General features: G+C 73.1%; 17 protein-coding genes and 3 pseudogenes. 2 read left to right on the forward strand and 18 right to left on the reverse strand.

Annotated features, from left to right (window positions below):
- Window positions 1-5 precede the first annotated feature (5 nt).
- Both H5397_RS03495 and H5397_RS19055 read right to left on the reverse strand, forming a co-directional pair.
- On the reverse strand, window positions 6-1463 hold the full coding sequence (locus H5397_RS03495) for an NAD(P)/FAD-dependent oxidoreductase (RefSeq protein ID WP_182814927.1): 1458 nt from the start codon (window positions 1461-1463) through the stop codon (window positions 6-8).
- Window positions 1364-1747, reverse strand: a complete 384-nt coding sequence (locus tag H5397_RS19055; RefSeq protein ID WP_375539404.1) for a hypothetical protein — start codon at window positions 1745-1747, stop codon at window positions 1364-1366. The genes H5397_RS03495 and H5397_RS19055 overlap by 100 nt, the downstream gene beginning before the upstream one ends.
- On the opposite strand from H5397_RS19055, the gene H5397_RS17965 reads away from it, so the two are divergent.
- A complete protein-coding gene (locus tag H5397_RS17965; protein WP_243760893.1) occupies window positions 1674-1835 on the forward strand; it encodes a hypothetical protein in 162 nt (53 codons plus the stop codon). The two genes, H5397_RS19055 and H5397_RS17965, sit on opposite strands and share 74 nt — an antisense overlap.
- A 295-nt stretch (window positions 1836-2130) precedes the next feature.
- Here H5397_RS17965 and H5397_RS03505 read toward each other — a convergent pair whose 3' ends face one another.
- From H5397_RS03505 to H5397_RS03515, 3 genes are all read right to left on the reverse strand, one after another.
- Complete coding sequence (locus tag H5397_RS03505) at window positions 2131-3297, reverse strand: aromatic acid exporter family protein (RefSeq protein ID WP_182814928.1); 1167 nt, start codon at window positions 3295-3297, stop codon at window positions 2131-2133.
- Between the two features lie 4 nt (window positions 3298-3301).
- Window positions 3302-4267, reverse strand: a complete 966-nt coding sequence (gene era, locus H5397_RS03510) for a GTPase Era (RefSeq protein ID WP_255438609.1) — start codon at window positions 4265-4267, stop codon at window positions 3302-3304.
- Between the two features lie 71 nt (window positions 4268-4338).
- A complete protein-coding gene (locus tag H5397_RS03515) occupies window positions 4339-5727 on the reverse strand; it encodes a hemolysin family protein (protein ID WP_182814929.1) in 1389 nt (462 codons plus the stop codon).
- Between the two features lie 225 nt (window positions 5728-5952).
- Between H5397_RS03515 and H5397_RS03520 the strand changes: the two genes are divergently transcribed.
- Window positions 5953-7320, forward strand: a complete 1368-nt coding sequence (locus H5397_RS03520) for an HNH endonuclease signature motif containing protein (RefSeq protein ID WP_182814930.1) — start codon at window positions 5953-5955, stop codon at window positions 7318-7320.
- 103 nt (window positions 7321-7423) lie between these two features.
- Here H5397_RS03520 and ybeY read toward each other — a convergent pair whose 3' ends face one another.
- The 13 genes and pseudogenes from ybeY to H5397_RS03575 all read right to left on the reverse strand — a co-directional run bounded on the left by ybeY (window position 7424) and on the right by H5397_RS03575 (window position 25821).
- Window positions 7424-7876 (reverse strand): rRNA maturation RNase YbeY, encoded by a 453-nt coding sequence (ybeY, locus tag H5397_RS03525; protein ID WP_182814931.1) that lies wholly within the window; start codon window positions 7874-7876, stop codon window positions 7424-7426.
- Window positions 7873-8214 (reverse strand): annotated as a pseudogene (locus H5397_RS17970) (PhoH family protein); the annotation flags it as partial. The pseudogene H5397_RS17970 and the gene ybeY, both read right to left, overlap by 4 nt.
- 255 nt (window positions 8215-8469) lie before the next feature.
- A pseudogene (locus H5397_RS18745) lies at window positions 8470-9300 on the reverse strand (LAGLIDADG family homing endonuclease); the annotation flags it as partial.
- Window positions 9289-9915, reverse strand: a pseudogene (locus H5397_RS17980) (PhoH family protein); the annotation flags it as partial. The pseudogenes H5397_RS18745 and H5397_RS17980, both read right to left, overlap by 12 nt.
- Window positions 9916-10118: 203 nt before the next feature.
- Window positions 10119-10541, reverse strand: a complete 423-nt coding sequence (locus tag H5397_RS03535; RefSeq protein ID WP_182814932.1) for a DUF5709 domain-containing protein — start codon at window positions 10539-10541, stop codon at window positions 10119-10121.
- Window positions 10542-10591: 50 nt separating this feature from the next.
- Window positions 10592-12952, reverse strand: a complete 2361-nt coding sequence (locus H5397_RS03540) for a transglutaminaseTgpA domain-containing protein (RefSeq protein ID WP_182814933.1) — start codon at window positions 12950-12952, stop codon at window positions 10592-10594.
- Window positions 12949-14196, reverse strand: a complete 1248-nt coding sequence (locus tag H5397_RS18750; RefSeq protein ID WP_182814934.1) for a DUF58 domain-containing protein — start codon at window positions 14194-14196, stop codon at window positions 12949-12951. The genes H5397_RS03540 and H5397_RS18750 overlap by 4 nt, the downstream gene beginning before the upstream one ends.
- 17 nt (window positions 14197-14213) lie before the next feature.
- The gene (locus tag H5397_RS03550; protein WP_182814935.1) at window positions 14214-15182 is read right to left on the reverse strand and encodes a MoxR family ATPase; all 969 of its coding nucleotides are present in this window, start codon (window positions 15180-15182) and stop codon (window positions 14214-14216) included.
- 19 nt (window positions 15183-15201) lie between these two features.
- On the reverse strand, window positions 15202-21414 hold the full coding sequence (locus tag H5397_RS03555; RefSeq protein WP_182814936.1) for an Ig-like domain-containing protein: 6213 nt from the start codon (window positions 21412-21414) through the stop codon (window positions 15202-15204).
- A gap of 21 nt (window positions 21415-21435) precedes the next feature.
- Window positions 21436-22131: a hypothetical protein gene (locus H5397_RS03560; RefSeq protein WP_182814937.1), complete on the reverse strand. Its 696-nt coding sequence runs from the start codon at window positions 22129-22131 to the stop codon at window positions 21436-21438.
- Window positions 22128-23645 (reverse strand): serine/threonine-protein kinase, encoded by a 1518-nt coding sequence (locus tag H5397_RS03565; RefSeq protein ID WP_182814938.1) that lies wholly within the window; start codon window positions 23643-23645, stop codon window positions 22128-22130. The genes H5397_RS03560 and H5397_RS03565 overlap by 4 nt, the downstream gene beginning before the upstream one ends.
- Complete coding sequence (locus H5397_RS03570; protein WP_182814939.1) at window positions 23642-25051, reverse strand: FHA domain-containing protein; 1410 nt, start codon at window positions 25049-25051, stop codon at window positions 23642-23644. Before H5397_RS03570 ends, H5397_RS03565 begins: the two co-directional genes overlap by 4 nt.
- Entirely contained in the window at window positions 25048-25821 is a 774-nt protein-coding gene (locus H5397_RS03575; RefSeq protein ID WP_182814940.1) for a PP2C family serine/threonine-protein phosphatase, read from the reverse strand. The genes H5397_RS03570 and H5397_RS03575 overlap by 4 nt, the downstream gene beginning before the upstream one ends.
- Window positions 25822-25868 lie beyond the last annotated feature (47 nt).

A 25868-nucleotide genomic window follows, 5' to 3' on the forward strand; every position in this document is an offset into this window, starting at 1 on the left:
CGTCCTCACTCCGGGATCATCTGCCAGCCCGGGAGGGCCTTGGCCTTGTACAGGAACAGGTGGTGCAGCGAGGCCTTCATCCAGTGGCCGGCGAGGCCGATCTCGCCCTTGGTCTCGCCGAGGTCGCGACCGGTCTCGGGATAGCGCTCATGGTCGGGCACCACCGGCATCATCGTGATCGCCGCGGCCGAGCCCTCGAACAGGCCGGTGCCTGCCGAGGCCACGCAGGCTGCCCCCATGTTCGCCATGGACGCCTCGTGCGGCGGCTTGGCCCTCCCCTTCACCCGGTCGGCGATGGTCATCGCAACGGTCTTGCCCATCACGCCCGACGGCATGCCGGTGCGCGGCGGGGCCGGCGAGATGACGGTCCCCTTCGGGCTCTTGCGCGGCTTGCTGATCGGGTGCGGCGGGGCGAACGCGATGCCGACCGCCCAGACGTTGTCCAGACCGGGCACCTGGTAGGTCCGGGGCCAGTCGGACGCCTTCCACTCCTCGTACGCCTTGCCCGAGTAGTCGGCGTCCACCCGCATCAGGCCGTTGGGCGCGAAGAGCTTGTCCGTGATGTCGGTGCCGTCCCGGTCGGACGCCTTGAGCCCGACCCCGGAGAACGGCGGGAGGAGCATCGCGAAGTCGAACGCCTGGGTGTGCTCGGTGCCGTCCAGCAGCTCGTAGTGGATCAGCCCCTCCTCGATCCGGGTGCAGCCCGCGCCGGTGATGGCGCGCACGCCGCGCTCGCGGAACAGCGACTCGGTCCAGATCTTGCCGGTGGTGCGGAACCCGTTCTCCTCGAACTCCATGCCCCCGACCCCGAAGTCGCCCAGCTCGTACTCGTTGGTCAGGAAGATGATCTCGGCGAGGTCGCGCACGCCGGCCTTGCGCACCTCGTGCTCGACGTTGAAGACGTACTCGAAGGCGGCGCCCTCGCAGGTGCAGGCGCCGTGCCCGGTGCCGACCACCATGACCTGGCGCTGACCGGCCTTCATCCGCTCGATGGACGCCGCGAGCTCGGCCGCCGCGTGCACGGCGTGGTCGGCGGTGCACACCGACACGGTGTGGCCTGCGTCGGGGCCCAGCCCCGGGGTGGCGCCGAAGTTGAGCTTCGGGCCGGTGGCGTTGATCAGGTAGTCGTAGCGCAGGCGCTCGGTCTCGCCGCGCCGCTCGGGCGAGGTGTACTCGACGTCGACGGCGCCCTGGGGGCTGTCGGCATCGCCGTGTGGCCAGATCGTGCGGCCCAGCGCCTGCACGTAGGTGATCCCCTGCTTGGCGTAGACCGGGGCGAGCGGGAACACGACGTCCTTCTTCGGCATCGTGCCGACCCCCACCCAGATGTTGGAGGGGATCCAGTTCCACTGGCTGTTCGGCGTCACGACGACGACCTCGTGCTCCTTGCCGAGCAGGCGCCGCAGGTGCAGCGCCGCCGTGTGCCCCGAGACCCCCGCGCCGAGGATGACCGTGCGTGCCATGTGTGCTCCCCCGTTCCGTCGGCATCCTCGTCGATGCCATACCCCCCTGGGTATTTCAACGGTACGTGACGGCGGACCGCGCTGGCAACCCCCTCCTCACCAGCGGTTGCGGACGTCCTCCGCGAAGCCCAGCACGCCGTCGACCTCCAGCTGCTCTCCCCCGGCGGTGACGGTGCCGTGCCACGTGCCGAATCGTGCAGCGGGAACAGCGTGCCGTCCACCACGACGGCGTTCTCGCGCTGGCCGGTGCCGTCGGTCCACTTGCCGCCGAACTGCAGCCCCAGCGCCCGGCCGTCGGCGGTGTGGCCGGCCCCGGCGGCCCAGTTCCACCACATCGAGTACGGCCACCGGCCCCGAGGCGTCCTGCGGTGACGTCGAACCGGACGCCCTCGGCCCGGGCCCGCAGCCGGGTGCCGCCGGCCGTCTCCTCGATGCGCCCGGCCAGGCCGCGCGAGCCGGCCTCGGCGACCCCGGCGCCCAGCGACCCGGGGAGGTCGGTGTGCCATGCGAACGGCACCACCGCGGACTCGTCGACGCGACGGACGTGTCGTGGAGGGGACGCCGGCTCCAGCCCACGGCGTCCGGGTTCAGGCGCCCGTCGGGGCGGACCAGCTCGACGGGGGCGGTGATCTCACGCGGCGCGGTCGTCATCGCCCCAGCATCCCACTCAGCCCCACAGGGGTGAGGCGTCGTCGTCGCTCTCGCCGGGGGTGAGCTCGACGTCGCGGTCCTCAAAGGGACGCTCCCACGTGTCGGCCAGCGCGTCACGGGCCTGCGCCCGGGAGAGTCCGGTGACCTGCAGCAGGTCGACGACCACCGCGCGCAGCAGCGAGAGGAGCGCGACCGGGCGCCAGTCGCCGCCCTCGACCTCCGACGGGGCGGCCGTCCGGGCCACGGCGAGGAGGATCGCGCGGGCGCGGACGGGCCGGTTCCAGTGGCCGACAGCCCCGGCCAGCGAGTTCAGCGCCGTGGACACCTCGATCAGCGCCTCGCCCACCTCGGGCATCGGCCCGACCTCCTCGGTCATGGCCAGTCCTTGGCGGGCCAGCAGGTAGGAGGCCCGCTGCGTGCGCTGCATGAGGCGGAACACCCGGCTGAGCTCGGCCACCTCGGGGCGGTACCGGCGCAGCGTGGGGTTGATCGCGACGACCTCGCGGGCGGTGGTGAGGGTCTCCTCCCAGTCGACCATGAGCTCGACCACGGCGCGCCGCTGGCCCCGGGCGTCGGCGAGGAGTTGCACATCGCCGGCCCGCAGCCCGCGGCCCACCACGCCGAGGAGCGTCGCGTACTCGGTGAGCGTGGATCGGGCGTACCGGCGCGGCCGGGCAGTGGGGTTGCGCGGCAGCAGGGCGGCCACGACCAGGGCGACGCCGGCGCCGACCAGCGCCTCGACCCAGCGGCCGGTGACCCCGCCGGTCACCGACGTCAGCCACGACATGCTGACCACGACCACGGCGTTCACGCCGCCCTGGATCGTGGTGAGGTCGCCGCGGTCGAGGAACCGGCCCAGAAGCGCGCCGACGAGGAGGGCAAGCCCGACCTGCCACCAGCCGACGTCGAGCCAGGCGGCGAAGAACTCTCCGCTCAGGACGCCGGCCGTCGCGCCGACGCCGAGCTCGGCGACCTTTCGGGGCACGCGGTCGGCCTTGAAGCCCAGGCACACCCAGGCCGCGATGGGGGCGAACAGGGGCGCGGGGCGTCCGAAGACCTGCTCGGCGATCACGTAGGCGATGGCCGCCGCGACGGCGGACTGGAGGATGGGCACGAACGAGCCGCCGACCCGGCGTCCCCCCTGCCGGATCCGCGCGGCGACGAAGAGCACCCAGCGGCGCATGGCCCTAGAAGCCCAGGCGGTTGAGGTGCTTGGGGTCGCGCTGCCAGTCCGACAGCACCTTGACGTGGAGGGAGAGGTGGACCGGCATGCCCAGCAGCTGCTTGGCCTGCAGGCGCGCCTCCTGGCCGACCTGCTTCAGCCGCTCGCCGCGGTGGCCGATGATGATCCCCTTCTGGGACTCGCGCTCGACCACGATGCTGGCGAAGACGTCCATCAGCGGCTTGTCCTCCGGCCGCCCCTCGCGCAGCTTCATCTCGTCGATGACGACCGCGATCGAGTGGGGCAGCTCCTCGGAGACGCCCTCGAGCGCCGCCTCGCGGATGAACTCGGCGATGCGGGTGTCGGTGGGCTCGTCCGTGACCTCGCCCTCGGGGTACAGCGGCGGGCCGTCGGGCAGGTGCGCCATCAGCTCGGACACGACGATGTCGACCTGGTCGCCGGTCAGGGCGCTGACCGGGATGACCGTCTCCCAGCGGATGCCGAGCTTCTCCTCCAGCGACATGATCTTGACCAGGTGCTGGGCGATGCGTTCGGGCGAGACGAGGTCGGTCTTGGTGGCGAGCGCCACCAGCTTGGGGCGCCGGGGAAGCTTGGCGATCTCGGAGAGCAGGTACTCGTCGCCGGGGCCGATGCGCTGGCTGGTGGGCAGGCAGACGCCGATCACGTCGACGGTGGACCAGGTCTCGTAGACGAGGTCGTTGAGGCGCTCGCCGAGCAGAGTGCGCGGGCGGTGCAGGCCGGGGGTGTCGACCAGGACCAGCTGGGCGTCCGGCCGGTTCACCACGCCGCGGATGATCCGGCGGGTGGTCTGGGGCTTGGAGGAGGTGATCGCGATCTTCTCCCCCACGATCGCGTTCGTCAGCGTCGACTTGCCGGCGTTGGGGCGTCCGACGAAGCAGGCGAAACCGGAGCGGAAGCCCTTGGGGAACGGGATCGGGCCGGGCGCGGGCGCGCCGGCCGAGCGCAGCAGGGCGAGCTCGGCGGCGTCCAGTCCCTCGGTGTCGAAGCCGTCGTCGGGCTGGGTGTCGGGCGTCTGGTCGCTCACGCGTCCTCCTTGGTCGGGGTCGCCGGGGAGCGCGTGTCGAGCCGGCGGCGTCCGGACTCGCTGGCCGACACGGCGGCCAGCTCGACGGTGGCGTCGACCGCGGTGTCGGAGTCGGCCGACTCGTCGATCAGGCCGGCCACCACGGTCTGGATGGCGTGCCGGCGGCCGGAGGCGCGCTCGGCGACCAGCTCGATGCCCTCCCAGACCACGGCCGAGCCGGGGATCGGGATCTTGTTGAGCTCCTTGGCCATGAGGCCCAGGACAGTGTCGACGTCCTCGTCGTCGACGCGCAGGCCGAACAGCTCACCGAGTTCGTCGACGGGCAGGCGGCTGGAGACGCGGAACCGGCCGTCGGCCAGCTGCACGTGCGGCGGGATCTCCTCGTCGTACTCGTCGACGATCTCGCCGACGATCTCCTCGAGGATGTCCTCGATCGTGGCCAGGCCGGCGGTGCCGCCGAACTCGTCGACGACGATGACGACGTGGCTGCGGGTGAGCTGCATCTCCTTGAGCAGGGCGTCCACCGGCTTGGAGTCGGGGCAGAACGTCGGCGGCCGCATGAGCGACTCGACGGTCTCGGTCGACTGCGAGGTGGGGTTGTCGTAGGAGCGGCGGATGAGGTCCTTGAGGTAGAGGATGCCCAGCACGTCGTCGACGTCGTTGCCGATGACGGGGATGCGGGAGTAGCCGCTGCGCAGGGCGAGGGAGAGGCCCTGACGGAGGGTCTTGTCTCCCTCGATCCACACCATCTCGGTGCGCGGGACCATGACCTCCTTGACGATGGTGTCGCCCAGCTCGAAGACCTGGTGGATCATGCGGCGCTCGCCCGCCTCGATGAGGTCGGACGCCTCGGCCATGTCGACCATCTCGCGCAGTTCGGCCTCGGAGTTGAACGGGCCGTCGGTGAACCCCTTGCCCGGCGTGACGAGGTTGCCGAGGATGATCAGCACCTGCGGGATCGGCCCGACGACGGTGGTGAGGGCCGAGATGAGCCCCACGGTGCGCAGGGCGACCGCGTCGGCGTGCTGCCGGCCCAGCGTGCGGGCGGCGACGCCGAGCAGCACGAACGACACGATGGTCATGGGGGCGATCGTGTAGAGCAGGCGCTGCCAGAGGGCGTCGAAGCGGTCGAAAACGACCACGCCGACGAGCACGATCGCGGCGATCTCGAAGACCATCCGCAGGAACAGCGCGGTGTTCAGGAAGGGCGCCGGGTCCTGCATGACCTGCAGGAGCTTGCCCGCGTTGCGGGCGCCGTCCTTGACGTGGGCCTCGGCGCGCGACTTGCTGAAGGACTGGAGCGCGGTCTCGATCGTGGTGACGAACCCCGCCACCAGGACACAGGCGAGCGCGACCCCGAGCAGGATCCACTCAGTTTCTGTCAAGGCTTGTGTTCACGACTCCCTCGTAGGCGACGGGGGCAGTCTAGCGGCCGCCCGGTTCGCACGGCCCAGGGCGGGCGACGCGCCGCGGCACTCTGTCCCCCCGCACCGCCAGCCCCTGCGACCCCGGTGGTCGCTCCCGCGCTGTGACTTGATCGTGATGCCTGGACGCCGGCGGATTCGGCCCCTCGTTCGGAAATTGTCAGTGGGGGCTGGGAGGGTTGGTTCATGGCGGAACTGGTCCTGGATTCGGTGGCGGTGGCAGCAGCAGCCCTCGACCACGCCACCGACACGATCCGCGCCGCCGAGGTCGCGCAGTGCCTGGCCATCGCCGCGTTGTGTGACCTGCACGAGGTGGACGAGTCCGTGCTGGTCGACGGGTGCGAACGCTGGGTCCCCGGCGGCGCCGACGGCACCCCACACATCGGCGAGTTCGTCATCGGCGAGATCGCCGGCCTGCTCGGCGCCGGCATCGGCGCCACCGTGCTCCGCATCCACCGGGTCCTCAACCTGCGCCACCGCCACCCCACCCTCTGGACGCTCGTGGTCACCGGCGACATCCGCGCCCACGAGGCCTTCCTGGTCGCCGACGCCGCCGCAGCCGCGAAGCTCGACGCCGACGCCTGCAGTCGGTTCGACCGCATGTGCGCCCACGCCCTGGCCCTCCAACCCTGGGCACGCGTGAAGTGCCAGCTCGAACGCTGGCTGGTCAAGGCCGACCCCACCCAGGCCGCCGCCAACGCCGCAGCGGCTGCCGGACGCCGACGGGTCGACCTCGGCCCGATCAAGGCCGGCCACGTCGGCCTGTGGGGCCAGTTGGACGCCGCCGACGGACTCGCCCTCGACGACGCCCTCAACTACCTCGCCGAGAACCTGGACGGGGAGACCATCGACCACCGGCGTGCCAGCGCCCTCGGGCTCATGGCACGCACCGTGCTCGGGCAGGACACCCTCCCCACCGGTGGCGTGGCGAAGAAGGCGGAGATCGTCGTGCGGATCGACAGCGCTGACCTCGCCGACCCGGGCAGCGGCACCGCGGACATCGCCGGGTGGGGGCACGTGCTGCTCTCCCAACTCGGGACGATCCTCACCGGCTGCCAGGTCACCGTCCGCCCGATCGTCATCGACACCAGCCTCCCGGCCGTCGATGGCTACCAGATCCCCGACCAGATGCGCCGCGTCCTCGAAGAACGCAACCCCGTCGACGTCTTCCCGTGGGGAACCCGCACGGCCGGCTCCTGCCAGGCCGACCACACCATCCCCTACCAAGCAGGCCTCACCGGGCAGACCCACCTGGGCAACCTCGGTCCCCTGTCGAGCTTCACCCACCGGCTCAAGACCCACGGCGGCTGGCACCTCGAACAACCCACCCCCGGCCTGTTCCTGTGGCGCTCACCCCTGGGCTACCAGTACGCGGTCACAGCCGCCGGCACCATCCGGATCGGCAAACCCGAACCACCCCAACACCGGTGGTGGCACCAGGAACCACCCGACCACCAGCCACCCGACGACCTCGGGCCACCCGGCCGAGCAGGCACGGCCCCGATCCCACCCGACCCGGGCGAACGACAGACACCCCTGCCCTACGTCGCCTGACACCCGACGCCCGACCAAGCAGGCCGAACCCGACCGGAATCATCCGCCCGGGCCATCGGCCTGCATGAAGGGCGCGCTCAGGGGCGGACGAACGCGGCTGCGATCAGGACCGCGAGGCGTCCCACGCCGCGACGAGGCGGTCGTTGAGGTCGAACATGACCTTCTTCTCGGCTGGCTCGGCGTGGTCGTAGCCCAGCAGGTGCAGCAGCCCGTGCACGAGCAGGTAGTCGGCCTCGGAGTCGGGCGTGCGCCCGTTCTCGGCCGCCTGGGCGGCGGTCACGGTCGGGCAGAGCACGATGTCGCCGAGCAGTCCGAGGGGCGGCTCCTCGTCGTCGGAGGGTGGGCGCAGTTCGTCCATGGGGAAGCTGAGCACGTCGGTGGGGCCGGGGAGGTCCATGAACCGGACGTGGTAGTCGGCCATGGTCTTCTCGTCGACGAGCAGGATCGACAGCTCGGCCTGCGGGTGGATCCGCAACTGGTCCATCGCGAAGCGGGCCAGCTGGACGAGCCGCTGCTCGTCGACCTCGACGCCGGACTCGTTGTTCAGGTCGATCATGAGCGGTCCTTCCGGTCCCGGCGGTCCTTGTGGTCGCGCTTGTACGGCGGCGGCTGGGTGGCGTCGTAGCGGTCGTAGGCGGCGACGATGCGGCCGACCAGGCGGTGCCGCACGACGTCGTGGTTGGTGAGCTGGCAGAAGGCGATGTCCTCCACGCCGTCCAGGATCGACTGCACCTCGCGCAGGCCCGACTTCACCCCGCCGGGCAGGTCGACCTGGGTGACGTCGCCGGTGACCACGATCTTGGAGTTGAAGCCGAGTCGGGTCAGGAACATCTTCATCTGCTCCATCGACGTGTTCTGCGCCTCGTCGAGGATGATGAACGCGTCGTTCAGGGTGTTGTGGGTCACGAGGAAGTCCTCGGTGACGTAGAGGGAGTCAGCGGCTGCGACCGCGATGCACACGCACTCGGCCTCACCGTCAGGTTCGATGGAGTCGATGAACCGCATGGGGCGACCGCCTCCGTGCCGTTCGTACAGGTCGGCCTTCCGCTCCAGTCGGAAGGGGTACATCCCGTCCGGGAGTCGGATCTCGACGACGTGGGCGTCATGGCGGTACGGGACGGGACGACCGGCGGCGAAGCCGGGCCGGCGGCCCTCCGCACGGCGCGTCCTGGTGTACGCGACGCCACCCAAGGAACGAACGAGTTGGATGACGTCGTCACGGAGCTGGTCCGAACACGTCGTGTACTGGATCCGGGCGCTCCGACCGACCTGGGTAACCGGTCCCCCGTCCGTGTCGAGCAGGCCCTGGAGCAGCGCCAGACGGTTCGCGACGCTGTTCAGCAGGTAGTCGGTGGGCACGAACTTGGTGTGGGACCGAGTGCCTGCCAGCCCCAGGTCGCGCAGGATCTGCGTCACGGGGTTCGTCACGATGACGCCGCCGCGGCTCGCGTTCCGGCGGCGTAGGACGTAGTCCCCCTCGCCCTTGGGCTGCAGGGCGATACCGGGGATCGCGGCGTCCAGAGCCTCGGCCAGTTCCGGGTCACGGGTCGAGAACATGGGCGTCGTGGTCGTGGTGAGGCAGCCGTCGCCGAGCAGCAACCCGAGCGCGTAGGGGTCCAGAGGAACGTCGCGGTCCGGCATGTGCACCGGTGCCACCACGGGCAACTCGTAGCGTCGCGCGTGAGACGATCGCAGCTTCCCGACCATCTCCCGGGTCTGGAGCACCCGCCCCGCCGGGTTGCGACGCCGGTCGGCCCGAGTCCACACCTGCCACAGGTGCTCCGCGCAGGCCCGGGTGGACGCGCCGTCCTGGGCCGTCACGCGGTAGACGGGCTTGCGCCCCTGCGGGTAGACCCCGATCACCGGTGTGGGCTGCCCGTCGTACCCGACCACCAGGTCGCCCACCGCGAGCTCGCCGATCGGCCGGAACCCGTCCGGGGTCAGCACGGGGGTGTCCACGGGCTGGGCGCGGCCGCGCATGTAGGCCAGCGGGGCGACCTCGATGGTGCCGGCGGTCAGCAGCTTGGGTACCGACTCGGCGTCGACCATGTCGTGCAGCGCGTCGTACAGCGGCCGCAGGTAGGGGTCGATCTTGTCGTTGAGCGTGCCGGGCAGGAACCCGAGGCGCTCACCGGCCTCGATGGCGGGCCGGGTGAGGATGATCCGGTTGACCTCCTTGGCCTGCAGGGCCTGCACGGCCTTGGCCATGGCGAGGTAAGTCTTGCCCGTGCCGGCGGGGCCGATGCCGAAGACGACCGTGTGGGCGTCGATGGCGTCGACGTAGCGCTTCTGGTTCAGCGTCTTCGGCCGGATGGTCTTGCCGCGCGACGAGAGGATGTTCTGGGTCAGAACCTCGGCCGGGTGCAGCTCGCCGGCCTCGCCGTTCATGCTGACGATGCGCTCGACGGCGTCACCGGTCAGGCCCTGGCCCGTGCGCACGATCGTGGTCATCTCGGTGAGCACCTCGGCGCCCTGCGTGACGCCCTCGGCGCTGCCCGACAGGGTGATCTCGTTGCCGCGCACGTGGATGTCGGCGTCCAGCACCCGCTCGAGGATGCGCAGGAACTCGTCGCGCGGCCCCACGATGTTCACCATCGGGATCGACGCCGGGATGCTGATCCGGCGGGTGGCGGGGCGCGGTGCGGTCGTGTCGGTCGACAGGGTCGTCTCCAAGTTCGTCGTGCCCCGGCGGGACGCCCGGGCGTGCTGACCAGTCTAGACACGCCCCGCCACCGCGGGGGTGGGCCTGCACGCCCCTCCGGGCTGCGCGACGCCCGCCGGCTCGCGGGTCGGTGACCTCAGACGACGTCGTCGTCGTCCTCGGGCGTGATCACGTGCATCGCGGCCTCCTCGGCCGAGGCCGCCCCGCCGTCGATGCCGACGGAGAAGGCCACCGACTCGTGGTCGCGCTCACCGGTGTCGACGAGGCGCCCGGCCCGCACGGAGCCGACCTCGCGCGACTCGCCGTCGGGGTTCCAGGGGCTGTCGTCGGGGGCCTCGGCCTCCGGCTCCTCCTGCTTCACCCGCATGTCCAGGTTCTCGCGCTGCCGCATCTCGGCGGGCGTGTTGCCGAAGCCCTGGGCGGGCGACCAGTTGTCGGGCGCGATGTACCCCTCGTCGAGCACGTCGTCGACCCCACGGTCGATGAGCGTGTCCGCCTGCTGGAGCTGCTCAACGTTGTCCTCACCCGAGGACTGGTCTGCATATCCGTCTTCGCTCATGCCCCGATCCTGCCACCTTCGGCCACCGTTTGGGGTGACCAGCGCGAGGTTCAGCCCCGAGTTCGCCGACGGCGCACGGGGCGGGCGTCACGGCCCCCCCCCGAGCGGTCGGAACCCAGCGGCACCAGGGAGCGCGGGTTGAGCGCGACGGCCCAACGGCGCCACCAGGGCAGGCCGGCCAGGACGGACTTGCGCGCGTCCATCACGCCGGACCAGTAGCCGCCCGAGGCCTCGGCGTCCGGTTCACCGGGGCCGAAGACCGCCTGGTTCGCCGAGCGGGCCAGGGCCAGCGCCTCGGGTCCGCCCACGGCCGCCGCCTGCTCGAGCCGGGTGGCCCGGGCGGGGACGGGACGGCCGAGGTCGCGGGCCCGGTCGAGGAACTCCAGCCAGCCGGCCGCCACCCGGGTGGAGGCGGCACCGCGCGTGCGGCGGCGGTACCGCCGGACGGCCTTGGCCCCCAGCAGCAGCCCCACGACGGCCAGGATCGCGGCCACCGGCGGTCCGACGACGCGCACTGCGCCGAGGATGATCGCCATCCAGTCCGTCGACCGCGCCGGGCGCTCGAGGACGTCCCCCACCCCGTGGGTGTTGAACAGCGAGTCGAACGAGCCGGGCGGGCGCGTCGGGTTCGGCGGGGGCACGTACGGCGCGTTCTGCTGCTCCAGCGACTTGGGCGGGATGTTGTTGGGTTCCTTGTTGCGGTCGGGCGTGAACGCCTCGGTGGGGATCGTGACCCAGCCGCGGTCGGCCAGGCTCACCTCGACCCACGCCTGCACGTGCTGCCCCTTGACCACGCCGTCCTCGGGCACGGCCGCGCCCATGACGACGCGGGCCGGGTAGCCCAGCCGGTTCAGGGCCAGCGCGTAGGTGGCCGCGTAGTGCTCGTCGCTGCCGACCAGCTCGGTGCCGAAGGTCAGGAGGCGCTTCAGGCCGTGCCCCGGCAGGTACTGCTGCTGGCCGGGCTTGGTGCCGTTGCTCCAGGAGCCGGTCTCCCGGAACACCTTCGCGACCTCCTCGGCCCGGCTCCACGGGTCGCCGGCCGCGGCGCTCAGCGAGTCGAGGATCGGCACCAGCGGGGCGCTCACGGCGTCGCGGACCAACACCGGCCCTGCAGCCTGGGGCAGCTGGCCGGTCTCGGACGGCAGCGCCACCGACGTCACCTCGACGGTGTCCCCCGCGCGGAGCATGTCGGGCACCAGCCCCTGCCCGGTGCCGATGTTGTACCGGACGACCTCGCCGTGGGCGCGGGCGTTGGGGCCGGTGAACTGGATCTCGGTGGCCGGGCCGGGGGCGGGCAGCCACACCGCGAGCTCGCGCGTGGCGGCGAAGGCCGGCTCCACCGTGAGCCGCACGGTCGTGGTCCGGCCCGTGGCGGCCCCGGGGATCACGGCGCCGATGCGCTGGAAACCGGTGCGGGGGTCGCCCTCGACACCGCCGGAGGCGCTCCACGCCAAACCGTCCCAGTCGTCGAGGACGGCCATGCGCAGCAGGGTCCCCGGTGCGGCGCCCTCCACCCGCAGCAGCGGCTGGTCGTAGAGCGCCTGGGAGTCGGAGGAGTACTTGCGGAACCCGGCCAGCGGCGACGGGTAGCGGTCGACGTCGAGCGGCGGTTGCACCCAGGGGCGCAGCACGGTGCGGGGCGTGCGCTCGGGGCCGGGCATGAGGAAGGAGGCCCCCACGCCCCCCGCCAGCGCGATCGCCAACAGCAGCGCGCCGGCGGTCCAGCGGGTGGAGCGGCCGAGACCGGTGCCGCCGAGCGACCGGCGGCGGGTGTGGCGGACGAACAGCCACACGAACACACCGAGCGTGCCCAGGACCCCGACGGCCAGCGGGGTCGCCGCCACGAACGAGCCGAGCAGAATGGTGCCGGCCAGCAGCCCGACCGCGAGGGCGGGCGGGCCCCACACGCTGCGGGTGCGCCGGGCCAGGAGGTGGGCACCGGCGCCGAAGACCAGGCCCACCAGCCACGGCAGGACGAGGAACTCGAAGTCGCCGGGCACCGGGGCGAGCGTGGTGAGCAGGTCCTTCCACCCGCCGACCGCGCCGTGGGCGAGCCCGCGGATCGTCTTGGCCGAGGGCAGGAAGCCCGCGACGAGGTCGTCGCGCAGCGCCACCACCCCGCCGAGCAGGGCGTACAGCACGACGACGATGCCCACCGCGGTCACCCAGTGCCAGCGCAGGGCGTTGGTGACGTGGGCGGCCAGCACGCCGAGCAGCAGGCCGAGCGCGCCAACGGCCAGGTAGGTGCCGGTGCTGAAGGTGGACGCCCAGGCGGCCAGCGCGACCAGGCCCAGGCCCAGCACGAACGCGGCATCGGTCAGGTCGGCCGAGGAGGGCCGCAGCAGCTGCAGCGTGCCGGTGAAGGCCGAGCCGGTGGTGGGCTCGGCGCGGCGGGGTGCGACGACCCTCATGCGGTCACACCCCCTGCCAGGACCAGCGGCAGCTCCGACAGCTCGGCGAGGGTGACGACGACGATGCCGGCGCCCTCCCGGTAGGACAGCGCGCTGTCGGGGACGACCTGCACCGCGACCAGGCGCACCTGGGGGGCCAGGTAGGCGCGGGCGCGCTGCAGCACCTCGAAGGTGGTCAGCGGCCCGGTCACCAGCACGACCGCGGAGACGTCGGGGGCCAGCGTGCCCAGGCGGGAGGTCGCCGCCGGCAGCGGCCACGGCCCGAAGGCCGCGCGGCTGTAGGTGTCGAGGGCGGTGTGCGGCGCGGGCTGGACGGCCGACTGGGTGCCGCACACGACGGTGGTCTCCATCTCGTCGGCCAGCGCGCGCAGGGTCACCGAGGCACCGCAGGAGAGGGCCAGCTCGAACTCGTCGGGGTGGGTGTAGGCCGCCTCGTCGACGTCGACCACGACCGCCACGTGCGAGCGGCGGGTGTCGAGGAACTGGCGGACCATGAACGCGCTCTGGCCCGACGCGCCGGACGCCTTCGCCGAACTGCGCCAGTGGATGTAGCGCCGGTCGTCGCCGGGCTCGTACTCGCGCAGGGTGTGAAAGGCGAGGTCGCTCATCGACACGTCGTTGCTGGTCTGGCCCTCGAGGTCACGCAGCAGGCCCGAGCCGAGGCTCTCCAGTGCGACGGTGCGCGGGTGGACGAACAGGTCGAGCCCCTCGCTCCACTCCAGCTCGCGGCGCAGCAGCCCGAACGGGTCGCCCCGCTGCGTGCGCACCGGCCCGACGGGGATCACGCCGCGGGACTCGGTGGGGATCACCAGCACGTCCTCGAACGTGCCGCCTGGGACCAGCGCCGGGAGCGTGAACCGCGCCGACGCCTCCCCCACCGGCACCTCCAGGCCGACCGGGAGCAGGGGCGTCCGGGCCACGTTCGTGACGTGCACGTGCGCGGCCGAGGAGTCGCCAGCCACGAGCCGGGCCGGGGACAGCTCGAGGTCGACCTCGAGCTGGGTGCGGCCGATCAGGAACAGCACCGACAGCCCGAGCAGGACCAGCAGGCTCGCCCCGATGATGCGGAACTCGTCCCAGCCGAGCACCCAGCCGGCGGCGAGCGCCACGACGCCGAGGACCAGGGTCGTCCAGCCCAGGCCGGAGACGCAGTCGGCCCCCGCCCGCACGACGTCGGTGACGGGGCGGGCGAGGTCGGCGAGCACCCCCCACCAGCGGCGGAGGGTGGCGAACCGTGGAGTCACGGGGCCGGCGGGGGAACTCAACGGACGCGGTCCGCCGGCGCCTGGACCGAGGCGAGGAGGTCGTCGATCACGCGCTCGACGTTGACGCCGGAGAACTGGGCCTCCGCGTTCAGGATCAGGCGGTGCGCCATGACGGGGATGGCGAGCTCCTTGATGTCGTCGGGGATCACATACTGGCGGCCCTGGGACAGCGCCCAGGTCTTGGCCGCCCGGATGAACGCCAGGCAGCCACGCATCGACAGGCCCAGCTTCACGTGGGTGTGGCGGCGCGACTCCTCCGCGATCGTGCCCACGTACCGCAGGACGGCCTCGTCGACGTGCACCTGGTTGGCGAAGGACGACATCTGCGACACCGCGTGCGCGGCGATCACGGGGCGCACGTCGGCGGCCCGGTCGCGGTTGGCCGCTTGGGCCATCAGCTCGACGGCGACGCCGAGGTCGGGGTAGCCCACCTCGGTCTTCATCAGGAAGCGGTCCAGCTGCGCCTCGGGCAGGCGGTAGGTGCCCGCCTGCTCGATCGGGTTCTGGGTCGCGATGACCATGAACGGACGCCCCACCGAGTGGGGCTCGCCGTCGACGGTCACGCGCGACTCCTCCATGACCTCGAGCAGCGCCGACTGCGTCTTGGGTGAGGCGCGGTTGATCTCGTCGGCGAGCACGACGGTGGCGAACACCGGCCCCTTGTGGAACTCGAAGCTCTGCGTCTTCTGGTCGTAGACCGTCACGCCGAGCAGGTCGCTGGGCAGCAGGTCGGGGGTGAACTGGATGCGGTGGTGCGTGCCCTGCACCGTCGCGGCCAGCGCCTTGGCCAGCACGGTCTTGCCGGTGCCGGGGTTGTCCTCCAGCAGCAGGTGGCCCTCCGACAGCATGCAGGTGAGCGCGAGCCGGATCACCCGCTCCTTGCCGCGGATGGCCAGGCCGACGTTCGCGACCAGCTGGTCGAACGTCGAGGCGAACCAGGTGGCCTGGTCGGGGCTGATGCTCATCGTGTTCCTCTTTCCTGTCTCACCACTTGAGGCTGCCGCTGGTGTCCTGGCAGACGACGCGGACCGTCGCCGGGTAGCCGTACCGGGCGGTGCTCTGCACCGAGGCGCTGCCGGTGATCCGCACCGACCCGAACTGCTCGAAGGTGCCCGAGTAGTTCCCCTGGATGGAGCACGTGTAGGTGCCGCTGAAGCCCTCGGTCGTGACGCCCACGAAGAAGCAGGCACCACCGTCGCCGTAGTAGCGGGAGCACTGCTCCGTGATCGGCGCACGCCCGCCCTTCCAGACGGTCACCGTCTTGGGCGGTGGCGGCGGGGGCGGCGGCGGAGGCGGCGGCGGGGGCGGCGGCTCGGTGGTCACGGTGCGCGACACCGAGGTCGACGAGCGCCCGCCGGCCGGGTCGGAGAGCGTGGCCGTGATCGTGACGGTCTTGCTGTACCCCACGGTGCGCGTGGTGGGGCCTAGCGACAGCGCCCCGGCGCCCGTGCGGGTCGGCGAGCCGACCGTGTCGTTGACCGTGAGCACCGCGTTGCGGCCGTTGCCGTTGCCGCCGGCCGACCACGTGAACCCGTCGGCCTTCGCGTTGGCCGTCAGGGTCGGCTGCGGCAGGGGTCCGTACGGCGTCGCGGTCACCGTTGACGAGGTGCTGCAGGCACCGCCCTCGTTGCAGACGCGCAGCTGCATCGAATAGGCTTGCCCGTTGCTCAGGCCCCCGATGACCACGCCGTTGAAGGTCGTGGACGCTGTTCCGCTGCCCGCCGCCATCGTGCGGGTGCCGCCGGCCCCGGTGAGGGTCACCACCGACTGGCCGCCCCGCGAGGCGGGCACGGTGTAGGTGAGCGACAGCTGTCCGTCGGTGCCGGTCGGGCGCGCGGTCCACGAGCCCCACGGCGCCGGCTTGCCGGTCGCGGTGAACTGCTTCGACACCGCCGCGGAGGTGTGCGATGGCCCGCCGGTGGCGTTGGTGGCCGTCACGGCGTAGGTGTAGCGGGAGCCGTCGTAGGTCAGGTTGTCGGCGACCGAGGTGCCGGTGATCCCGGTCCACGTCCGCGACCCGGCGCTGCCGCCCGAGCGGGTCAGCGTGTAGGTGACCGGGCGCGGGCCCTGCGGGTCGGCCGCCGTCCACGAGACCGTCACCTGCGCCGTCGCGCCCAGGTCGCTGGCCGCCACGTTCAGGGTGGACAGGCGGGGGCGCCCGGACGACTGCCCGGTCGTGCTGGTCGGCGACTTGCTGGTGCCGGCGTTGTTCCGGGCCACGATCGTGAACGTGTAGTTCGCGTTGTTGTCGAGCCCCCGGATGGTCGTGCTGGTGGCCGAGCCGGGTGCCTCGACGGTCTGGCCGCCGTAGGTGATGGCGTAGCCGGTCAGGGCCGAGCCCTCGTTGATCGCCGGGGCCCAGGTGAGGACCAGCGAGCCGTCCGACGGGCTGCCCGTCGAGAACGAGGGCACGCGGCCGGGGACCTCGTCGGGGGTGACGCTCGGACCAGGGGCACTCCACTCCGACCAGCCGGCCTTGTTCTCGGCGCTGACCCGGAAGCTCACGGGGTCGCCATTCTCGAGGCCGGTGATGTCGCACAGGGTTGCCCGCCCGCACTGGACGATGCGCCCGGTCTCGACGACCTCGACGCGGAACGCCGTGATCGGGGCCCCGTTGTCGGCGCCCGGGGTGTAGGTGACCGACGCCGCCCTGCTGCGCAGCTGCATGGCCGGTTGCGGGGGCGTCGGGATGTCGGGGCGGCCATAGACGGTCACCGACAGCGTCGCGGTGACGTGGCGGTCGGTGCGGCCCCGGTCGGCCACGTCGCTGGCGATGACCCGGAAGGTCATCAGGCCGGAGCTGTCCTTGCCCGGGGTGATCGTGAACCGGGAGCCGTCGTAGGTCGCCTCGGCCGGCATGCCGCCGAGCTGGTCGATGTCGATGACCTGCGGCGTCGGTCGGCGCAGCGGCGAGCTGAGCTGGATGTCCTGGCTGACCGAGGTGCCCTGCTGCACGTCGGTGATGTCCCGCACCACCAGGCTGGGCTTCGGCGCCGCCACGACCTCGACGTTGATCTCCTGCGGCGTGGTCTGGCTGCCCGCCACCCCGACCCGGAGGATGCCAGACGCGCCGGGGACGGCGTTCGAGCCGGCCTCGACGGTCACGGTGCCGACGTCGCCGGACGCGCGCACGTCGCCGAGGCCGCCGGCGAGCTCGGCGGAGTACTCGAGGGTCTCGGCGTCGCCCGGGTTGGGCGTCCAGACGCTGCAGATGGCGTTGATGCGCAGCGTCACCGGGGCGCCGCCCTGCACGAGGCGCTGGGTGGTCGGCGGGCAGCGGAGCACCGGCGTGGCCGGCCCCACCTGGACCGGGATGGAGATGACCGCCGGGCGGGCGCCCTCATCGGCCTCGCCGTCGATCACCTCGAGGGTCACCGACGCGGGCCCGACGTAGTCGCCGGTTGCCGTGAGCGTGAGCCGCTCGGCGCTCTCGGCCGCGACCGACAGCTGGGCCGGCGAGGTCGTCAGGGACTCGGCCACCGTGATCCGCACCGGCTGCTGGCGCGGGGACACGATGTGCTCGGACAGGTCGAAGCTGTGGGTGCTGTTGGGCGACATCTCGATGAGCGTGCCCGGCTTCAGGTGCGGCAGGCCCGCCCCGGCGGCCGGGACGAAGACCACCGCGGAGGAGGTCGCGCCGGTCCGGTCGGTCACCTCGTAGCTGACCACCTGGGCGCGCTCGGCCAGCGGCACGCTGATGGTGCCGCCGCTGACCGTGGCGCCCTCGTTGCTCACCCGCGTGACCCGGAGCTCGGAGTTGGGGCCGTCGGGGTCCCAGGCGCGCTCGAACACGTCGGCGGTGGCGTTGGTGCCGGAGGCCTCCGCGACCGTGTCGGCCAGGCGCGGCGGGTTCAGGTAGCCCGGCTGGGAGCGGATCGTCACCTGCGCAGCGGGTCCGACGCCGCCCGAGGACTGCAGGGCGTAGGCGAACTGCACCGGTGCGCCGTCGCGCCCCGGCGTCCGGCCCGTGATCGGCCCCGTCGTGCCCGCGAGCGCGATGCCGTCGGGCACCCGGTTGCCGAGGTCCTCGAACGGGACGATCGTGGCCCGGTCGGCCTCGTCGACCATGTCGTTGGTCATCGGGAAGAGCTGGACGTCGGTGTCGGGCTCGGCCGTCACGACGTCGGCGACCGCCACGGGCGGCTGGACGTCGCCGGGGGGCGTGATCGCCACGCGGACGATGCCGGCCTCGGTCGCCCCCCACGCGTCGGTGACGAGGTAGCGGAAGGTGTCGGTGCCGCCGTTGTCGAGGTTGGGGTACGCCTGGTAGGTCAGCGCGTTGGGCGTGAACCCGAGGATGCGGCCCCTGGTCGGCGGCGTGGCCAGCCCCAGGACGGTGACGGTGTCGCCGTCGGGGTCCTGGCCCCACGGCTGGATCGGGATCTCGATCGTCTGCCCCGAGGACGCCCGCGCCTCGAGGTTCTGCGGGGCCGGCGCCCGGTTGGGCGTCTCCTCGGTCGGCGCGGGCAGCACGGTCACGGTGAGCACGCCGGTCTGCGGCGTCCCCCCGGCCACGGCCGCCTGGTACTCGACCCGCAGCTCGCGGGGCGCGGCCACCGTCGCGGGCGCGATGTAGCGCACCCGGTCGTCGACGACGTAGGCCGCGCCGAGGTCGGGGGCCTCCTCCACGGCACCGAGGTTGGGGTCGACCACCGCGAGCTGGCCTGCGGGCAGGTCGGGGGTGTTGCGGTCGATGACCAGCTGCTCCCCCGAGGTCGAGGTGTCGTTGGCGAGCACGTCGGCCAGCACCGTGTCGCCCGCGCGGACGGTGGCGAAGTCGTCGTGGATGATCGCCTCGTCGACGCGCGGCTGCGGCAGCTGCGTGACCGTGATGGTGCCCTGCACCGGGTCGCCCATCCCGTTCGAGATCGTGTAGTGCACGACCTGCGGGTTGGGGTCGAGGCGCTCGGTGCGCGGCATGATCCGCACCCAGCGACCCTTGAGCACGGCCACCTGGAGCTGGCCGCCGTCGTCGCCGGCGTCGGCCGGACGCGCGGACTGCACCGTGAGCAGGGAGCCGGTCGGGTCGGAGTCGTTGGCCAGCACGTCGACCATGACCGAGGCAGTGCCCCGGATGGTCACGTGGTCGGGCGAGGCGGTCGGCCGGCTCGGGCCGGACTCGGCCACGTCGATGCGGATGTTGCCCTGCGCGAACTTGGCCGCCCCGAACTTCGCGGTGTACTCGAGGAAGTACGTGCGCGCCTCGGCCGCCGTGACCAGCACCTCGCCGGACTTCAGGTCGGTGTCGACCTGGAGCCCGTCGACGGCCTGCAGCCGGGACGCCAGCTCGAGCGTGGCGCGCGGGTTCAGCGGGTCGGCACCCGGGATGTCGTTGCTGAGCGGGCGGACCAGGATCGGGCGGCCGACCTCGCCGCGCACGGCGTCGGGCTCGGTGATGGGCGCGTCGCCGTTGGTGGCGTCGAAGGCGAGCACCTTGACGTTCATCGTCGCCTGCTGCGGCTCGGACCGGCCGTCGGAGACGTCGTAGGTGATCGCCACCATCGTGGGCTCGGTGACGCGGGGTGCGGTGAACGTGATCCGGCCGTCGGGCGTCGTGCCGACCTTGTGGTCGCCGGCGCGGACCTCCTCGATCGCGACCGGGTCGCCGTCGTCGTCGCGCCAGTCGCCCAGCGCCGGGAGCACGATGGTCCCCCACGACGCGACCGAGAACGTGCGCGGCTCGGCGCCCGCGCGCAGGTTCGGGGCGTGGTTGTCGCCGTCGGGGCGGACCTCGACGTCGACGCGGGCCGTGTCGCTGCCCGCACCGTTGGTGATCGTGTAGTGGAACGAGGTGTTGTGCGCGTCCTCGGGCAGGGTGACGAGCACCGTCTGGCCGTCGGGGGCGATGGACGCCGTGGCCCCGCCGATCGGCTGGGTCACGTCCACGACCGCGAGGATGCGACCGACCTGGTCGGCGTCGTTGTCGAGCACGTGGACGACGGTCGTGCGGCCCGGGCGGGCCCCGACCCGGTCGTCGCCGGCGTGCGGCGGCACGTCGTCGCGGGCGCGGCTCTCGCGGTTCGGGTCGCCCTGGTCGGAGCTCTCCTGCGGCTGGGTCTCCTCCCAGTTCTGGATGTAGCGCTGCTCCTCGAAGGAGTAGATCTTGCCGTCGGCCGTGTCGTTGAGGACGATCTGGCCGTGGTTGGTCCGGAACGCCGGGGCCTTCAGCGCGAGCGCCTCCGCACCGGGCTCGGCGCTGGCTGGGACGCCGTCGCAGGAGCGCACGACCGTGCCGGGCTCGCCGGGCCAGGCGCCGAACGCGCAGCCGGCCAGCACCACCGGGCGGGCCGGGCTCGCGCCGTTGCCCTCGGCGAGCTGGGTCGCCTCCCCCTTCGCGATGCCCAACAGGGCGGTCGAGGTGGCCACGACGACCTGCGTGGAAGCGGCCGAGGCCTGCTGCAGCTGGGCCTCGGGGTCGCTGCCCAGGTCGTGGGTGCTGCCGTCGGCGCGGGTCAGGACGCCGGCCTGGGCGTCCAGCACCACGTGGTCGGCCCCGATCGCCGCCACCTGCACGGCGCTGCGCGCGGGCCCGTCGCGGTATTCGGGCTCGGCGAAGGCGTCGCCGCCCGGGCGGATGACCGCCACCTTGCCGTTGGTCGAGACCGCGTGGATCACGCCGTCGAGGCCGACCGACAGCCCGGCCGCCTGCCCGGCGACGACGCCGTCGGGGGCCTTGCCGAGGTCGGCCACCACCTTCTGGCTGGCCTCGAGCCGGGGCACGTCGACCAGCGGGTTGTCGGCGGAGTAGCGCACCGCCCACACCCGGCCGTTGGCGGGGTCGAGCACCGCGGCGGTGCCGCCGCGCAGGTCGAGGGCGAAGGTCGGGTCGATGGTGCCGCCGCGGTCGGTGCGGTGGGCCACCCCGGCCACGTCGACCGACGTGACGCGGCCCGAGCGCAGGTCGCGCGCGACGACGGCCGAGGCGTCCTGCAGCGTGTCGAGGGCGAAGCTGGTCGCGGCCTGGGCTCCCCCGGCCGGGCCGAGGAGGCCGTCGAGCGACTCGGCGGACTTGTTGAGCCGCCCGAACAGCGCCTCGGCGTCGTTGGTCACCCAGATGCCGGAGTCGTTGAGGTCGAGCTTGCGCACCGGGAAACCCGGTGCCACGGCGGCGAAGGCCACCAGCACGACCATCGCCAGCGCCACGATGGCGGCGGGCAACAGGGCGAGCGGGCGTCGAGACATGGGGGTGACCTTCATGGGGGCGGGTGAATCTCCTTGTCAGGCTACAGGGGGCAACAGCTCGAGGTCGTCGGACGTCACGATCCGGGAGGCCATGGCGTACTCGACCAGCCGCGCCTTGCGTGACGTGGCGAGCTTGGCCGCCCCCCCGTGGAGGCCGCGCACGCCCTGGTCGGCCAGCTTGGCGCACACGGCGTCCAGCTTGCGGTTGAACTTGGTGACCGGCCAGCCGAGGCGGGCGGCCGCGGCCGCCGACTGCGGCACCGACCCGGCCCCGCGGTCGCCGCGGCGCAGCACGTCCTCGCAGAGGGCGACGACGAGCAGCTTCTGCTCGGGCGTGAGCGTGATCCGGCCGATGGTGGCCGACCCGTCGGGGACGGACTCGGCGTCCAGCGGCGTCAGCAGCGACTCCGCCAGGTGCAGCTCGAACTCGTACGTGGTCGAGCCGGCGGTGAACCACACCACGGTGTGGGTGAAGACCAGCGGCAGGGACGCCCCGGGCGCGAGCCAGGCCTGCACCCGGCCCTCGTCGTGGCTGACCGTGGCCGTGAGCTGGGTGCCGACGTTGTTGAGCCACCACAGCCCGCTGGCCCAGGTCACGGAGAGGAACTGGCGGTGCAGGAACGCGTTCTCGTCGTCGACGACGAGGTCGGCCTCCCGGCCGATCGTGAAGGGCACCTCCGGGTCGGGGTGGTAGATCTCGCCCAGGAAGTCGATGGTCAGGGGGTGGGTCATCCGCATGCCTCCGGTGAGTACTCGGCCTGGTATCCGCTGCCGTCCTCGCGCATGACCTTGACCTGCGCGCAGGACCGCTCGGCGGACTCGACGGTGAGGGTGGCCCCGGTCACGGACCGCGGCTCGCCGCCGTCGACGACGACGAGGAAGTGGTCGTCGGGCAGCGCGTGGTCGTAGGTCCAGGTGAACGTGACCGCGTCGCCGGAACGGGTCGCGACCACCTCGGCCGCGCCGGGGGCCGGCATCGCGCGCCCCAGCTCGGGCGGCGGGACGGACCCGGTGGGGGCCGGGTCGGGGCCGGTGCGTCCGGGGCCGGCGAGCTGCAGGGCGACGACCACGACCAGCCCGAGGACCAGGGCGCCGACGGTCAGGAGGGCACCGCGGCCGATCCGGGGCCGGGGCTGCGCCTCCTCGCCCTGGGGGGCTCCCCCGTCGGCGGCCGGGCGCAGGTGGGTGTCGGGGTCGGCCTCGCGGCCCACGCCGCGCGGCGAGGTCAGGTCGGCGCGCAGCTGGGTCGCCTCGCGGACGCTGGGGTTCTTGGCCACGACGGGCGCACGCGCCTCGGTCGCATCGACGACGGGCGCCACCTGCTGGGGCTTCAGCCGGGTCGCGTCGGGGACCGGCAGCGCGTCGGCGACGCGCATCGTGGTGTCGTCGGCGGCCAGGACGATCTCGGTGCGCGTGAGGCGGAGCTCCTGCTCGATCGCCTGCAGTGAGCGCGCGAAGGCGAGCATGGACGCCGGGCGCACGTTGGGCTCCTTGGCCAGGGCCGCGCGCAGGAGCCGGTCGAGGGACGCGGGCACGTCGGTGCGCCCCGTGGAGGGTGCCGGGACGTCGCGGATGCGCTTCATCAGCGCGTACGTCGAGTTGTCCCCGCCGGGCTGCTCGAAGGGCGAGCGGCCCACGAGGAGGTGCCACAGCGTGGCGGCCAGCGAGTACACGTCGGAGCGGACGGTCGCCGGGCCGGAGGCGTACAGGGTCTCGACCGGCGACCACGGGACGGAGACGCCCGCGTCGTCGTCGGCGGCCTCGCTCATGTGGGAGGCGATGCCGAAGTCGGTCAGCCCGGGCGTGCCGTACTGGCTGGTCAGGATGTTCGCCGGCTTGATGTCGCGGTGGAGCAGGCCGGCCCGGTGCGCGGTCTCGACCGCTGAGCTGATCTGGATGCCGATGCGCAGCACCTCGGCGACGCTGAACCGCTCGCGCTTGGCCCGCTCGGCCAGCGAGGCCTGCGGGTAGTACATCATCACGAGGTAGGGGCGCCCCTCGGCCGTCACGCCGGCCTCGTACACCGGGACGATGTTCGGGTGCTCGAGCAGGGCCATGGCGTTGGCCTCGGCGGCGAAGCGGTCCTGGTCGGCGGTGCTGGACGCCGCGACCTTCATGACCTTCACCGCCACGCGCCGCGCCGGCATGCGCTGCTCGTAGAGGAAGACGTCGGCGTAGCCCCCGGACCCCAGCCGGCGCACGTGCGCCAGCCCGGGGATCTCCGGGGCCACCGGGGTCTGGGTCACGCACCCGCCTCGTAGGTGACGTCGAACACGCCGGCGAGCACGATGCGGGTGCCGGGCTCGATGGAGAGCTGCTCGTGGGCGCGCAGCAGGACCGGGTCGCTGCCGGGGAGCGCCACCTCGGTGCCGTTGGTCGACCCCAGGTCGCGCACCAGCACGTGCCACGCGTCGAGGCGCACCTCGAGGTGCTGGCTCGAGACGTCGCGGTCGGGGTCGTCGATGCGGACGAGGTGGGGCTGCTCCCCCGTCCAACCCTGCGGCAGGCGCGGGTTGCGGCCCAAGACGGCGCCGCGCTCGAGCGCCACCACGTCGCCGTTGGCCAGCCGGAGGACGCCGAGGCTGGGGCGGGGCACCTCGACGGGCTGCTGCCCGGTCAGGTGCGTGCCGCACACGCGGCAGGTCGTGGCGTGCACCGGGTTGGCGTGGCCGTCGGGGCACTGCACGGCCACGACGAGCGTCTCCCCGCCGGCGCCCTGCCGGAGGGCGCCCACGTCGGTCGTGTCGTAGGCCGGGGTGGGCTCGTCGGCCGGCTCCGGCTCGGGGCGGGGCTGCGGAGGCGCGGGCGGGGCGTCCTCGTCGAAGGACCACGGCAGCGCCGAGATGATGCCCTCGCCGCCGGCGGCGCCCGCTTCCTCGGGGACGGGGCCCGTCAGGGGCGAGGCCAGCGTCAGGCCGCCCGCGCCCACCGGCTCGGGCTCGCGCTCCGGGTCCGGCTCCGCCTCGGGCAGGGGCTCGGGGTCGGGCAGCACCGCGGGCTCGGGCTCCGGGTCGAGGTCGGGTTCGGGGGCCAGGTCGGGCTCGGGCGCCAGCTCCGGCTCGGGCGCGAGGTCGGGTTCCGGGGCCAGGGCGAGGTCGGGCTCGAGGGCCGCCTCGACCTCGGACGCCGGCTCCTCCTCCGCGGCGAGCTCGGGGGCCTCCTCGGGCTCGGGCTCGTCGTCGGGCTCGGGATCGGTCGCCGGCACGGGCTCGGCCGGGACGGGGAGGGGGTCGGTGCCGAAGCCGAGCGCGGAGGCGAGCACCATGCCGCCGGCCAGCGGCAGCGTGCGCGGGTCGGCGTCGGGGGTGACGAGGCGGACCCGGTCGACACCGGTCCAGGTCGACTCGGCCCAGAGCCCGCCGGGCCCCGAGGACGCCTCGTGGTCGGGCCCGACCGCGCGGCACCCGCCGCGGACGAGCACGCGCGCGCCGTCCTCGCCGAGCTCGGCCAGGCCGAAGGTCTCCACCGCGCGCAGCCCGCGGCTGACGAGCACGTCGAGCACGGCGTCCAGCGTGGGGGCGCCGCCGGCGACCACGGCCGCCACGCGGGCGACCAGCTCGTCGTCGGTGGGCAGGTCGACCAGGACGGCGAGCCGGTCTGTGGCGAAGCCGACCAGACCGCCCGGGGCGTAGGAGAACGGCCAGGCGCTCATGCGGGGACCTCCTTGGGGCGGGGGTTGGTGGTGCCGAGTTCGGGGTCGTCGCCCTCGACGTTGACCACGATCGCGGTGATGTTGTCGCGGCCGCCGCAGCGGATCGCGGCCTCGACCAGGGCCTCGGCGGCCAGGCCGGGATCGGGCGAGGCGGCGAGGATGTCGTGGATCACGGGGTCGTCCAGCTCGCCGTTGAGGCCGTCGGAGCAGACCAGGAAGCGCTCGCCGGGGGTCTGGGGCAGCAGCCACAGGTCGACCTGCGGCGCGTCGGGCTGCCCGAGGCTGCGCGTGACGATGTTGCGGGCGCGGTGCGTGCGCGCCTGCTCGGGCGTGATCACGCCCTCGAGGATGAGCTCCTCCGCCTCGGAGTGGTCGACCGTGGCGCGGGCCAGCGTGCCGTCGGCGTAGCGGTAGACCCGGCTGTCACCGACGTTGAACACCGCCCAGTGGTCGGCCCCACCCACGCTGACGACGGCGACCCCGGTGACCGTGCTGCCCAGGCCCCGGACGGCGGGGTTGGCGTGCCCGTGGGCGAGGATGCGCTCGTTGACGTCGTGCAGGGCCGCGACGAGGTCGCCGGGGCGCAGGGCGGGCCGGCCGTCGAGGGGGCGCAGCCCGTCGATGACCATGGCGCTGGCGGTGTCGCCCGCGGCGTGCCCGCCCATCCCGTCCGCGACGGCCCACAGACGCTCCCCCACCAGCACGCTGTCCTCGTTGTGGTGGCGCACGCGCCCCACGTCACTGCGGTGCCCGCTGGTGACGGTCAGCATCAGGCCAGGTCCTCCCTCGCGCCTGTCGGGGGTGCGGCGCTCGGTCG

The sequence above is a fragment of the Propioniciclava sp. MC1683 genome (assembly GCF_014164675.1).
Lineage (GTDB): Bacteria > Actinomycetota > Actinomycetes > Propionibacteriales > Propionibacteriaceae > Propioniciclava.

Coding starts and splice junctions, on each gene's coding strand:
- H5397_RS03570 (WP_182814939.1), bottom strand. CDS start 25,051: ATGAGCGCCTGGCCGTTCTCCTACGCCCCGGGCGGTCTGGTCGGCTTC.
- H5397_RS03540 (WP_182814933.1), bottom strand. CDS start 12,952: ATGAGGGTCGTCGCACCCCGCCGCGCCGAGCCCACCACCGGCTCGGCC.
- H5397_RS03505 (WP_182814928.1), bottom strand. CDS start 3,297: ATGCGCCGCTGGGTGCTCTTCGTCGCCGCGCGGATCCGGCAGGGGGGA.
- H5397_RS03555 (WP_182814936.1), bottom strand. CDS start 21,414: ATGAAGGTCACCCCCATGTCTCGACGCCCGCTCGCCCTGTTGCCCGCC.
- H5397_RS03495 (WP_182814927.1), bottom strand. CDS start 1,463: ATGGCACGCACGGTCATCCTCGGCGCGGGGGTCTCGGGGCACACGGCG.
- H5397_RS03560 (WP_182814937.1), bottom strand. CDS start 22,131: ATGACCCACCCCCTGACCATCGACTTCCTGGGCGAGATCTACCACCCC.
- H5397_RS03535 (WP_182814932.1), bottom strand. CDS start 10,541: ATGAGCGAAGACGGATATGCAGACCAGTCCTCGGGTGAGGACAACGTT.
- H5397_RS03550 (WP_182814935.1), bottom strand. CDS start 15,182: ATGAGCATCAGCCCCGACCAGGCCACCTGGTTCGCCTCGACGTTCGAC.
- H5397_RS03520 (WP_182814930.1), top strand. CDS start 5,953: ATGGCGGAACTGGTCCTGGATTCGGTGGCGGTGGCAGCAGCAGCCCTC.
- ybeY (WP_182814931.1), bottom strand. CDS start 7,876: ATGATCGACCTGAACAACGAGTCCGGCGTCGAGGTCGACGAGCAGCGG.
- H5397_RS03575 (WP_182814940.1), bottom strand. CDS start 25,821: ATGCTGACCGTCACCAGCGGGCACCGCAGTGACGTGGGGCGCGTGCGC.